Consider the following 13,032-nt stretch of genomic DNA (forward strand, 5'->3'; position numbering starts at 1 on the left):
TCGTTTATTTTAGTTTCGTCAAAACCTAATAAACTATATTTGGAACTCTCTTTCAACTATTTAAAACTTTCAGAATACAATCTAGCTCCTTTAAAATATATTTGATTGCAATATGATTCAAAACTTATAAAACTAGTAGACTCTAACTATAAGTTGCTAGATAACATCTTTTATAAGCATCACTCAATATGTAATATTAATATGTTACATATAACTTGGTTGGAAGGATGAAAATTAATGATAACTGGTTTGTAAAAAGATTTAAGCGAACAGAAAATTTTCTAGAAACTAGTTATAAATGTGCGCGTAATACTTTTATAAAAACTACAAGGAAAAGAATTACATTAACAGACAACAAGGATTATTTGGAATTTATCTCATGTTCTTATCTAGGTTTACACAATGATAAAGAAATTATAAATGCTATCAAAAATAGTACAGACTTAGACTTACAAGGTTTTTTATTTTCAAGTTCAAGAACACGTGCGGTATCTCAATTAGAGAATAGCGTATTAGAAAAATTATCCAAAATTTTCTATCCATATTCACCATTGTTACTTCAGAATTTACATACAGCACATCTTGGTGTTATACCTTTATTGGTTTCTCAAATATTTCCTAAAATGCGAACAGATAAAAAAATACACTGTATATTAGATAAACACTCACACCAATCTTTGAAAATTCTACAGGGAATTATAAAGCAATTTTGTGACATCGAAGTATTGGACACTTCTAATATTTATGAATTAGATTTGTATATGGAAAAAATAAATCTAGATGATAAAACTCCATTTATAATTATGGATAGTGTTGGCTCTATGGGAAAGATTTATCCTATTAAAGATATAGTGAAATTAGTCGATAAATATGAAGGATATGTATATTTTGATGATGCTCACGGAATGTCAATCACTGGTAAACATGGCAGTGGTCATGTTATGCAAGAGCTTAATTACAAACTAAATGATAGGGTTTTTATATCTACTTCATTAACAAAAGGCTTTGGAGGGCAGGGTGGTATAATACTTATGCCTTATATAGAGCAAATTGACTTTTTGTTGCAATATTGTACTACGTATACTTTTTCTGGTCCTTTATCAATTCCAACATTGGAAGTGATAAATAAGAGTTGTGATATTCACCTATCAAAAAAAATAGATTTGTTACAACAAAAGTTACGTAATAATTTAGAATATTTTGATCACCAAATTACAAATATAAAATTAAATAAACTTCGTGATAGTTTTTTGCCTTTTAGAATTATTTATATTGGCAACGAAGATGATGCCATAAAATATTATAAAGTTCTAAAGACTAGTGGAATACTTGTAACTTGTGCGGTCTATCCTGTTGTCGAGAAGTCTCAAGCAATACTAAGAATTACTTTTTCAGCAACACATGAACTTGATGAAATTAAGTTGTTGGCAGAGAAGTTAAAAAAATATCTTAAGGAATTATAAATGTACGACTATTTATCTAAATCCATTTCTTCTCCAATATTTCAAGCAATTGCAAATATTAACCGTGATGATCTTTTTTTATACGTTAAAAATATAGATTCTAAATATATTTTTTTAAGTAAGAATATTTGTAATCTTGGTAAAATTGAGTATGAAGATGCTATTGGAAAATGTGATGATGATTTCAACTGGGGAAAAGAGCAGGCAGATGCTTTTAAAAGTGATGATTTATATGTTTTCACTACTAAAAAGTCTTACACTTCAGAATATTTGCTATCTATAAATGAAGGTTTTTTATGGATAGAAACAGAAAAAATACCTATCATGACAGAAAATAATGAAGTTATTGGTATACTTGGAATAGCTCAAGATGTGACGTATAGAAAAACACTAATATCACCACAATACAAAAAAAATAATAGTAGTACAAATCAGCGAGATAAAACTTCAATTGTAGAATCATTTAGAGAATATTTAAAAGATAATGATGATGTTCAACAAAATAAAAACCAGGCAGAACAATTATTTACCAGAAATTCTTTAATTGAACTATTGCATAATGAGTTAATTAAACAAAGTAAATGTAGCAATGATGATTTTGTTAGCTTGAATAAAGAGCTAATAAAAGTATTCTCACAGTTCTTAAGTAAAGAACTTATCATTGTCAATGATCGCAAAGAGATAAAAACAAAATACTATAATTACTTGGTTGTCTGCCTATGTACCATGGAGCTACTCAAAAATAAGACTTTAAGTGAGAAAATATTAATAAATATAGATAAAAATGAAATTAAAATGATGATAAATAGAGCCGGTCAAAAACATAAAATCAACATAAATAATACTAAATTTTTAGCAAACTATATTACTTATAATATAATCAAAGTTCTTGATTTAAAGTTAGATATTTTTGTTATTGAGGATTCCTTTTTACCTGTAGCTATAACTATAACGCTAAGTGATAAAAATACAATTTACTAAATATCGAAGAAAGGGAGTTAATAGATAGTAATAATGATAGTAAACTCTATATCTCCAGAAACAGTGATGTTAATTATACAAATATGTACTGTAGCTTTAATAATTACATCTGTGGTTGTTTCAATATTATTCATCTTATCGCAGCAAAAGTTAGCAAAAGCTTTAGTTACTGCAAATAGTGCTGAGCAAATACATCTAGCATGGTTATGGACTCAACTAATACCAATATGGTCATATATGGCATTAGTGGTAACAGCTGTGAAGTTAGGTGAGCAAACCAAATTATATAATCAAACTCACGAAAAAAATTAAAATTTAAAGCTTCACTTGTATATTGGTATGTGGGATTGACTTTATTAAATATAGTTCCTGTAATCAATATAATAGCAGGTATAGCAACAATTGTTATATTTATCATAATTTGGGCAAATATAACTAAGTCAACTAAGATTATCACTGCTAAATAATAAAATATGTAAATTCGCATAATATATATTATGTTAAATTATGTGTTTATCTTATAGATCATCAATTTATATTCTAACCTTTTTATAAAATGCTTAATTATTTGTTGATACTAACTATTGTATGAGTAATCCTTCTGTAACATTGCTATTACTTCTATACTTGCAGGAAGAAACTTATAGTTATTAAGCTCAGAGATGTTTATACATCTTAATTGTTGGTTTTCCTTAGCATAAGGTTTACTATCGTAATCCTTAATTATAAAAAACTCTAAATTAACTTCATCATCATTATCTTTATTTATATGTTTTTTACGAAAATAAAAACTTACTGATTTAGCTATAATGCCAATTTCTTCATAAACCTCTCTTTTTATACATTGTTCAAAAGTTTCATTTTTTTCTACTTTACCACCAGGAAATTCCCAGTAGTCACTATAGCCTTGAAACTTTTGTCTTAGACTTATATAGACTTTAGCATTCTGTTCATCTAAAATTATTGCCACTGCGGCATTTATTTTTGCCATTTTTTACAAAAAATTTTTATACTTAAGAAATATAATATGTTCCAAAATCATAAAAGTGAAATTTTATTAGCAACTCCACTAATTAAAGATGATGCTATATTTACTAAATCTGTAATTTATCTATGCCAAAATGATCGTCATGGTGCTATGGGTTTGATTATCAACAAACCTTTAAGTGATACATTAAGAGATGTTTTTGAAGAATTAGAAATTCCTCACAATAACACATTTAATGAGATTTTAGATTACCCTCTTTATATGGGTGGTCCTATTAGCCCCCATAAAATTATGATTTTACATACTACAAACGGTAGAAACTATAGCTCTACAATCAAACTAGATGAAGGTCTTGTTATAACTGCTTCTATGGATATTTTAGAAGACTTAGCAAATAATATTTTACCTGAATATTTTCTACCTGTAGTTGGCTATAGTTGCTGGACTGCTGACCAACTTACAGACGAAATAAAATCTAATGACTGGATTGTAACAAATAAATTAAGCAAAAAGATACTATTCAATCACGAGAACAAAGTAAAATGGCAAAATCATATTGAACATGCAGGATATACGCTACAAAGTTTAGATAGTTTATTCAAAAATATAGGAAATTGTTAATGTTTCAATCTTTAATAGCTATAGATTATGGTAAAGCTAGAATTGGTTTAGCTAGTGGTCAAATGATTACCAAAACAGCAACTCCTATTGGCACTGTAGAAGCCTATGATGGTGTACCTAACTGGATCGAGCTTGATAAGATTATTAAACGTTGGAATCCTTCTGATATAGTCATTGGATTGCCATTAGATACTCAAGATTTTGAGACAGATATCACAAAAGCAGTTAAAGATTTTGCTAAAGAAGTTAAAGAACGCTATAAAAGAAATGTTCATCTCATTAATGAAGCATATTCAACTCGTGAAGCAAGATGGCGTCTAGAAGAAGTAAAAAGTAAAAAAGTATCACATATCAAGGTAGATGCTTTAGCAGCTTGTGTGATTTTAGAAACTTGGATGGCGGAAAATTAATAGCTAGATTGTATTCTGAAAGTTTTAAATAGTTGAAAGAGAGTTCCAAATATAGTTTATTAGGTTTTGATTATTCTAATTCTAAAAGCTCTTCCCAAAGTACATATTTTTTTTCGAGATCTTTATTTAGAGAGTTGAGTTTTTGTTGAATTTCATTTTGCTGTGTTTGTGATTTTTGGTAAAAATCCAATTCCTCCATTTGCTGTTGAATCAAAGAAATATTTGCTTCTAGTTTTTCTATTTGACTTGGTAAATTACGTAGCTGTTTTTTCTGCTCATAAGTTAATTTGTTTTTTACCTGTGGAGCTTTATTTGTTTCTTTGGCTGGTTGCATAGGCTGTTTTCGTTGTGCTATCCAACTATCATAGCCACCAATATACTCTTGTAAGTTGCCATTCTCAAAAACTATAGTACTTGTCGCAATATTATTTATAAACTCTCTATCATGACTGACAATAATTACAGTACCTTGATAATTTATCAGCATTTCTTCAAGAATTTCTAGAGTTTCGATGTCCAAATCATTAGTCGGTTCATCAAGTATAATTACATTACTTGGTTTAGATAAAATCTTGGCTAACAATAATCTATTTTTTTCTCCCCCAGACAAATGAGTAATAGGAGAATGCAATCTCTCTTGAGTAAACAAAAATTTTTGTAAATAGGTAATTACGTGAGTTTCCTTACCATCTATATTGATAAAATCTGAACCCTCTTTGACATTATCTATAATGCTAAGCGACTCATCTAATTGATCTCTTAACTGATCAAAATAAGCAATTTTAATATTATCTGCTAACGTTACATTACCTTGTGTAGGTTTATCCAACCCAAGTAGTGAGTTTAGTAGCGTTGTTTTACCACAACCATTTTGACCAATAATTGCAATCTTATCACCTTTTTGAATTTCATTAGAGAAATCTTTAAATAAAAATTTACCATCATACTCAAAACCAATATTATTAGCTTGAATAACTTTTCTAGATGATTTGCCTGCTTCAGCAACCTTGATATCAGCTTTGCCAACATTTTCTCTACGTTGCTGTCTGTCACGACGCATTTGCTCTAGTGCTCTAACACGCCCTTCATTTCTAGTGCGTCTAGCTTTGATACCTTGACGAATCCAAGCTTCTTCTTGAGCTAACTTTTTATCAAACTCACTATTTGCTTTGTCTTGAGCATCTAGGATTTGCTCTTTCTTTTCAAGAAACTTTGTATAGTTACCATCAAATGAATATAAATGTCCCCTATCAAGTTCTATAATACTTTTAGCAACATTGTTTAGAAACTTCCTATCATGAGTAATAAAAAGTATCGCTCCAGCAAAACTAGCTAAGAATTCTTCAAGCCAACTAATTGAATCAATATCCAAATGGTTTGTTGGTTCATCTAATAAAAGCAAATCTGGTTTTTTTATCAAAGCTCTTGCTAGAATAACTCTTCTTTTCATCCCTCCGGATAGCTCCTTAAAAGAAGCTTGAGAGTCAAGATTAAGTTTAGAAGCCAAAACTTCAACATCATTTAAATATGACCAACCATGATTTTCATCAATGTAGCTATGTAATTTTTCAAGCTCATTAGATTCAGGATCTGACATTAAAGTCTGCTGATATGCTATCAGATGCTCACCAAGCTCCCTTAAACCTTGTAATATAACTTCTGCGATACTTCCTTTGATATCACTAGGAACTTCTTGGATCATACTAGCGACAATAGCATTATTATGTACTATTACCTCACCGCCATCTGGAATAACCTTTCCTTCAATAATTTTCAATAGTGATGATTTACCTGTACCATTGCGTCCAATTAGACAAATTCTTTGTCCTTTTGTAAATTCTAAATTAACATTATCAAGGACTATTTGAGTGCCGAAGTTTAAACTTACATTTTTAAGAGAGATTAGCTGCATTTAAGAAAAATAATCAAATTTAATTAATGCTGATTATTGTACCCTTTCACGCAAGATTTTGATAGAAAAGACAAAGATAATAGCTGCAATAAAATACATAAAGCCAGCAAATGTAATAGGTGAACTTGGCGATATTGAGGATAAGTGTCCCATCATAATATCATTTAAAAACCATGCCAAACCAAAACCAGCTCCAGCTGCTCCCATAGCTTTACCTTGCTCTTTGTCAGACACAGCTCCTGAAATCATTGAAAGAAGCGCTGTATAGTATATAAGCTGAGATGCAGATAAAACTATTGTTAAAACCCACTGTGCTGCTTCATTAAATATAATTGATACTAAAATGAATCCAACACCACAAATAATAGCAGCTCTCACAAAAGCTATTTGATTTGATACTTTTGCAAAAATCTTTGGTTGTATAAAAATGCTTGCCAGTGCTGTGGCCAAGCCCATAACAGCATAAAAAGCACCTGTCATAGAGATATTATAACTATATGTTAAATTTAAAAATAACGCCACTCCTTGAGCATAAAACCCCCACGCGCACTGTACAAGAAGATAAACTACACCGATTAACCTAACACGTTTATCTGACAATAAAAAAGATATAGTCCTATAAATCGTACCTAATTGGATAACTAAACCTGGATTTTTTGGTAAATCTCTCTTCATAATGATAACTATAAATGCAATATTTACTAAAGCTAAAATAGCTGCAAATACAAATGGTATGGTATGGCTTACTTCCATTACAGATACAAAACTAGTGACTATTGGTCCTACTACAAAGCCTAAAGATGCAGCCATAGTTATGTAACCTAAATTTCGTGACTTATCTTCTTCGGTAGATATATCAATAACAGCAGCTTGAGCAATCTCAAAAGCTCCACCAGCTAAACCGCAAATAAACCTGCTTGCTACAAATAATAAATAATCATGAGAGTATATTGCATATGCTGATAAAAGATAAGCAACACAAATAGTTAATAAAGCTACAATCAATATTATTTTACGCCCATACTTATCAGATAACTCCCCTATTATTGGGCAGCCTATCAATAACCCTAATGGCCAACAAGCCAAAGCTATGGAATAATACCAATTTTGAAAATTACCGCCAGGATCACCAAAAGTAACACAAGATTGCCCAAAGAATAATGACGGCATTATTGGAAAAACAAGCCCTGCCCCCATAATATCTATAATAATTGTTGTAATAAGTATTGGAATCAAAATATTTTTAGAGTGCAAGTTCATAACTTATATAACCTCGTAACAAATGAAAATAAAAGCTTTTTAATAAGAAAATTCAAGCGTATATACTACCGTAACAGGCTTAATTTATCAATGTTTGGAAGTCTGCAAAATATAGTTATGCCCTAACGAAAGTCTTTTTAATGCATTAAGAAACATCTTTATATAAAAAATGAAACTCTCATCTTTATCATTCAAAACTCTAACATCTTTTAATAAAGGTAAAATGTGTCTTTCAAAACGTAACAATTCTTTATAACTTATACGTTTGCGTTTTTTAATATCTTCTGATACATCTGTTAGCGATTTCATGATATATTTCTTAAACTCTATAAAAGCAGGTTCTTTATCAAGATCTGCTATCGTTTGAGGGTCAAAAGAAAATTCTATATACTCATACATTACAATCATGTATCTATATAGCCTACGAATATATAAGCTCATTTTCTCAAACTCTTGCACTTTTTTTGCAGACTTTTCATATTTCAATTCTTTAATAAGAGTAAGGTGTTTTGCAAACTCATGAATCTCTGAAATTGTTTTAACATAACTCTCTTTAAGCCGTGTTTCTGCTCTAATCGGAAATATAAATCTATTTACAAATAATGAGATTGCTATACCTAGAGATATTTCAATAGCTCTAGGTATAGCGACCTGCACACCCAGCTGCTTATTTAGAATAATAATTATGATAGTTATTCCTGCCAAAGTACCAGCATAACTATATTTAGAAGCTCCTGCAAAATAAACAGCTAAAAAAATAAATGGTAGAATTAACACTACTTGTAAAATATGATTTTGAACTGAAGCTATAATAACTAAAGCCACTAATGCTCCAGTGACCGTCCCCAAAAACCTCATTAGCGCCTTATCTAGAGCACCTCCTAAGTTAGGCTGAGTAGACATTACAACAACTACTGTAATTGTCATCCAAAGATACATTTGCTCTATATTAAAAAAATTTCCTAACAGAAGACCTAGTGTATAAGCAATCGCAACAGCTATTGTAGCTTTAAGAGCATTTATCGCTGCATACTTATTACTATTTAAAAAAGCAAATTGCATTACAAATATACCTTTAATTTATAAATTAACTACTCAGCACTAACTCTAAAATATAACGAATCCACCTAAGATAGATGCTTCTTACTATTACTGTTGACTTCTTTGTCTTACTGTTTCATACAATGCTATACCTGTAGCAACAGAAACATTTAAGCTAGAAACCTCACCTAACATTGGTAATTTAGCAAGAAAATCACAACTAGCTTTTATGCGCTGACGCATACCACTACCTTCTGCACCAGCAACTATTGCTACAGAATCTGCTAAATTCATCGAATATAAGCTGTCATTTGCCTCACCTGCTAAACCAATAACCCATACTCCTAATTGTTTGAGTTTTTCGATTGCTCTAGCAAGGTTAGTAACAACGACAATCTTTGTATGCTCTGCAGCACCGCAAGCAACTTTTTTAACCGTTGCATTGACTGGTGCGCTATTATCTTTAGGGATAATTATAAAATCAATACCTGCCGAATGTGCACTACGTATACACGCACCAAAATTATGAGGATCTTGGACATTATCTAATATTAAAATAAAAGCATTTTTATCCTGAGGAATTAAATTTTCAATATCATTCTCGGAATATGTTTTAAAATCATTTATCTCTATTGCAAAGATATTTTGATGATTTGCATCTTTTCTGATTCGTCCTGGAAGTTGCTCAAAACTATCAATAAAAGTAACTTTTAATCCTTTTGATTCAGCTTTAGAGATAATACTTTCAATCTTATGATTAGCATTTGACTTCTTAAATACCAATATTTCTTTTGTTTGATTAGCTTCTACCAAACTATCAACAGCATGAATACCATATATTAAACTACTCATTTAGTCTCCAAAAGCTTGACTAGCTTTTCTCTTAACCCATCAAATGAGCCATTACTCATCATCACAAGCTGGATATTCCTATCTCGGTACTTAGTTAATAACTCATCTACACAATCAACAAAATCATCAACATTCACTATAAAATCAACATTATTACTATTTTTGAGAATTTCTTTAGCATCCCATTTTAGTAAACTATGATTATACAACAATACTCTATCAGCTTCGATAATTGACATCGGCAAATTATCTTTATTATCGCCTTGACGCATTGTATTTGAACGTGGATCTATAAGAGCTATCACATAAGCTTCTTTAGCTTTATTACGCACAGCTTCTAGAGTTAACTTAATAGAAGTTGGATGATGAGCAAAATCATCATACAAAGTAACATTATCCTGATGAGATAATACTTCCAAACGTCTTTTAACTCCTTTAAAGCTTTCTAAAGCAGCTTTTATCACTTCATCATATATATTTAGTTGTTTTGCTACCGCATAGGCACTCATTGCGTTAAGCGCATTATGCTCACCTATTAAGCTCCATGATATTTCGATAATATTACCATTAATATCACATAACTCAAACTTTGAATAATCTGCTGTATGTTTAGCTATTTTGGTTCCATTATCAGAATTTACTCTAACTAGTTCTGACCAACATCCGATTGATATTATCTTTTGAACATTTTCATCTTTGTCATTATAGATAATCTTCGCTGTCGATGGCATTTTTCTAAGTAGTTGATGCAATTGCCAAAATATTGCGTCAATATCTTTGAAAATATCAGCATGATCGAACTCAATATTATTAATCACAAAAATACTTGGATCATAATGGATCAATTTTGAACGCTTATCAAAAAAAGCCGTATCATATTCATCAGCTTCAATGACAAAATACTCTGAATCTGTGTAGCGTGATGAAACACCAAAATCACTACTAACACCACCAACTAAAAAGCTAGGATTTAAGCCAGCCTGCTCAAGTATTTTTATAGTCATTGTTGTGGTTGTAGTTTTACCATGTGTACCAGCTATTGCAATAACTTTTTTGTACTTAAGAATATTCTGATATAGCCATTGTGGTCCTGAGAAATAATTTAGCTTTTCTGCGAGGATTTTTTCTATTATTGACATACCTCTTTTCATGATATTACCAATAATAATTTCATCAGGATTTGTATCTAGCTGATCACAATCAAATCCTTGTAAAATCTCTATGCCTTGAGACTCAAGATAAGTACTCATTGGTGGATAGACATTAAGATCCGAACCTGTTACTTTATATCCCTTTTGTTTAGCTAATACCGCTAAAGAGCCCATAAAGGTACCACAGATACCTAAAATATGAATATGTTTTGACATTAAAATTTTTTTGAAACTAATTAATAAAGTAGTTAAATTATATCAGTTTATTGAGTTTAAATATATTAATAGATCTTCTATCTTAAACTATATTTACTTGGTATTACTAAAGTTATTATCTATAATTTATAGCAAGTTTGGATATATTATGAATAATATATGTTTATAGAGTTTGCCCTTAAGAATCAGGTACTTAAATTTGGCGAATTTACGCTTAAATCAGGACGTATTAGTCCATATTTCTTTAATGCAGGGTTATTTAATACAGGTGATCAACTTGCCACACTTGCCGATTATTACGCTCAATTGATTATCAAAAGTGATGTCAAGTACGATATCCTTTTTGGTCCAGCATATAAAGGGATTCCTCTAGTTGCAGCTATTTCTACTGTACTAGCGCTGAAGTACAATATAGATATGCCTTACGCTTTTGACCGTAAAGAAGCGAAAGATCATGGCGAAGGTGGTGTATTTGTTGGTGCCGATATGACTAATAAAAAAGTATTGCTCATAGATGATGTGATGACTGCAGGTACAGCATTTTATGAATCATACAACAAGCTAAAAACTATTAATGCTGAAATAGCTGGTGTTGTACTATCGATAGATCGACAAGAAAAAGCTAAGGATAGCGATATTTCAGCAACTAAAAAAATATCTCAAGATTTCAATATTCCTATTCTAGCAGTAACTAACTTTGAAAGTATTTTTGAGTATGTCAAAGAAAATCTTGATGAAACAATAATCAACAAATTTAAACACTACCGTCAAAAATATGGCTCATAACAAAGATATTTATCTAATTTCGGATCTTCATCTAAATGCTAACCACGCTGAGATGGCTGATCTTTTTAAAAAGTTTTTAGATACTATTACATCTTCACAAAATCAACTTTTCATACTTGGCGACTTTTTTGATTACTGGATTGGTGATAACCACAGAGATAACTTTTATCACAAAATTACAAAGTGGCTAAAAGAAGCTTCAGATCAAGGTTTAGAAATATTTTTCATGTATGGAAATCGTGATTTTTTAATTGGCAAAAAATTTGCTAAGCAAAGTGGCGTTACTTTAATTAAAGATCCTTACTATATAGATATATATAATCAAAAAATACTCTTCTCGCATGGAGATCTATTTTGTACAGATGATAAGAGTTACCAAACTTATAGAAAATGGATAGCATACAACCCAATTCTTAGATTTATTTTCAGAAGATTACCTTTATTTATTAGAGAATACACCGCGAGAAATGTGCGCAAAGCAAGCTATGTAAAAAACCGTAAAAACCCAAATGTTGATGTAACAGCCAAAGGTATTGAAAAATATCGTAATAACTGTGATATTATCATTCATGGTCATACGCACAAAATGGCTATACATCTAACTGATAATTATACTAGATATGTACTTGGCGACTGGTTCAAAGATGGTAATTATATAAAAATCTCAAAGAATGGTGAGATTATGCAGGTCACTTCAATTTAAATAATCCTTTTTTAAAAGCAAAATTTCTAACTAATTAATTGAAGTAGATACTACTTAAACATATAATAATTTTATCTTTATTTTTCGCTAGATTGTATTCTCAATGTTTATAGAGATACCAAAATGTACTTCATTAGGTGTCAAGTAATTTAAACATTTCTTAGGTCTATTATTCAAGTCTATCTGTAACTTTCTAATGTATTGATGAGATATATTGTTAAAGTTAGTACCTTTAGGTATAAATTGTCTGATATACCTATTCATGTTTTCATTAGTACCTCTTTGCCAAGGACTGTATGGATCAGCAAAGAATACTTTGATGCCAGTCTTGCTAGTTAGCTTCTTATGTTTAGCAAACTCTTTACCATTATCAAATGTAGCTGTTAATATTTTATGACCATTAGATACTTTGTACAATATTCTATTGATTGAATTAGCTGTTCTATCTATAGACTTGGCTAAAATAGTAAATCTGCTAGCTCTATCGACCATTGTTACAATAGCACTTTTATGGTCTTTACCAACAATAGTGTCACCTTCAAAGTGATAAAGATTTTTTCTATTAGCACTGCTAGGTCTTTCAGAAATACTCGCTCTATCCTTTATCTTAACTTGTTTAGAGTCACCTTCTTTTTTGTATTTATATTG

Annotated in this window: 14 protein-coding genes; 7 read left to right on the top strand and 7 right to left on the bottom strand. The window is 30.4% G+C overall.

Annotated features, from left to right (window positions below; genetic code table 11):
• Positions 1 to 227 precede the first annotated feature (227 nt).
• From F8C69_RS04990 to F8C69_RS10585, 3 genes are read left to right on the top strand one after another with little or no spacing between them, the layout of a single operon-like run.
• Positions 228 to 1,463, top strand: a complete 1,236-nt coding sequence (locus F8C69_RS04990; RefSeq protein ID WP_159184419.1) for an aminotransferase class I/II-fold pyridoxal phosphate-dependent enzyme — start codon at positions 228 to 230, stop codon at positions 1,461 to 1,463.
• Complete coding sequence (locus tag F8C69_RS04995) at positions 1,464 to 2,444, top strand: PAS domain-containing protein (protein ID WP_159184420.1); 981 nt, start codon at positions 1,464 to 1,466, stop codon at positions 2,442 to 2,444. It abuts the gene before it with no gap.
• A 33-nt stretch (positions 2,445 to 2,477) separates the two neighbouring features.
• Positions 2,478 to 2,756: a hypothetical protein gene (locus F8C69_RS10585; protein WP_234384260.1), complete on the top strand. Its 279-nt coding sequence runs from the start codon at positions 2,478 to 2,480 to the stop codon at positions 2,754 to 2,756.
• Between the two features lie 265 nt (positions 2,757 to 3,021).
• Here F8C69_RS10585 and F8C69_RS05005 read toward each other — a convergent pair whose 3' ends face one another.
• Entirely contained in the window at positions 3,022 to 3,435 is a 414-nt protein-coding gene (locus tag F8C69_RS05005; protein WP_159184421.1) for a (deoxy)nucleoside triphosphate pyrophosphohydrolase, read from the bottom strand.
• Between the two features lie 36 nt (positions 3,436 to 3,471).
• Here F8C69_RS05005 and F8C69_RS05010 point away from each other — a divergent pair, with 36 nt between their 5' ends.
• Together F8C69_RS05010 and ruvX are read left to right on the top strand one after the other, a co-directional pair.
• Entirely contained in the window at positions 3,472 to 4,053 is a 582-nt protein-coding gene (locus F8C69_RS05010) for a YqgE/AlgH family protein (RefSeq protein WP_159184422.1), read from the top strand.
• Complete coding sequence (ruvX, locus tag F8C69_RS05015) at positions 4,053 to 4,463, top strand: Holliday junction resolvase RuvX (RefSeq protein WP_159184423.1); 411 nt, start codon at positions 4,053 to 4,055, stop codon at positions 4,461 to 4,463. The genes F8C69_RS05010 and ruvX overlap by 1 nt, the downstream gene beginning before the upstream one ends.
• 70 nt (positions 4,464 to 4,533) lie before the next feature.
• Here ruvX and F8C69_RS05020 read toward each other — a convergent pair whose 3' ends face one another.
• From F8C69_RS05020 to mpl, 5 genes are all read right to left on the bottom strand, one after another.
• Positions 4,534 to 6,375, bottom strand: a complete 1,842-nt coding sequence (locus F8C69_RS05020) for an ATP-binding cassette domain-containing protein (RefSeq protein WP_159184424.1) — start codon at positions 6,373 to 6,375, stop codon at positions 4,534 to 4,536.
• 33 nt (positions 6,376 to 6,408) lie between these two features.
• Entirely contained in the window at positions 6,409 to 7,635 is a 1,227-nt protein-coding gene (locus tag F8C69_RS05025) for an MFS transporter (RefSeq protein WP_159184425.1), read from the bottom strand.
• Positions 7,636 to 7,722: 87 nt separating this feature from the next.
• Positions 7,723 to 8,697, bottom strand: a complete 975-nt coding sequence (locus tag F8C69_RS05030; protein ID WP_159184426.1) for an FUSC family protein — start codon at positions 8,695 to 8,697, stop codon at positions 7,723 to 7,725.
• An 87-nt stretch (positions 8,698 to 8,784) separates the two neighbouring features.
• Positions 8,785 to 9,528 (bottom strand): 23S rRNA (guanosine(2251)-2'-O)-methyltransferase RlmB, encoded by a 744-nt coding sequence (rlmB, locus tag F8C69_RS05035; RefSeq protein ID WP_159184427.1) that lies wholly within the window; start codon positions 9,526 to 9,528, stop codon positions 8,785 to 8,787.
• A complete protein-coding gene (gene mpl / locus F8C69_RS05040) occupies positions 9,525 to 10,895 on the bottom strand; it encodes a UDP-N-acetylmuramate:L-alanyl-gamma-D-glutamyl-meso-diaminopimelate ligase (RefSeq protein WP_159184428.1) in 1,371 nt (456 codons plus the stop codon). The genes rlmB and mpl overlap by 4 nt, the downstream gene beginning before the upstream one ends.
• Positions 10,896 to 11,054: 159 nt before the next feature.
• Between mpl and pyrE the strand changes: the two genes are divergently transcribed.
• Positions 11,055 to 11,681: an orotate phosphoribosyltransferase gene (pyrE, locus tag F8C69_RS05045; RefSeq protein WP_159184429.1), complete on the top strand. Its 627-nt coding sequence runs from the start codon at positions 11,055 to 11,057 to the stop codon at positions 11,679 to 11,681.
• Positions 11,671 to 12,384, top strand: a complete 714-nt coding sequence (locus F8C69_RS05050) for a UDP-2,3-diacylglucosamine diphosphatase (RefSeq protein ID WP_159184430.1) — start codon at positions 11,671 to 11,673, stop codon at positions 12,382 to 12,384. The genes pyrE and F8C69_RS05050 overlap by 11 nt, the downstream gene beginning before the upstream one ends.
• 87 nt (positions 12,385 to 12,471) lie before the next feature.
• Here the strand turns inward: F8C69_RS05050 and F8C69_RS05055 are convergent.
• Positions 12,472 to 13,032, bottom strand: a 561-nt coding sequence (locus tag F8C69_RS05055) for an IS30 family transposase (RefSeq protein WP_159183759.1), incomplete at its 5' end; no start/stop codon positions are given.

Origin of the sequence: Francisella noatunensis subsp. noatunensis, assembly GCF_009823375.1 — a bacterium.
In the GTDB taxonomy this organism is placed as follows: Bacteria; Pseudomonadota; Gammaproteobacteria; order Francisellales; family Francisellaceae; genus Francisella; species Francisella noatunensis.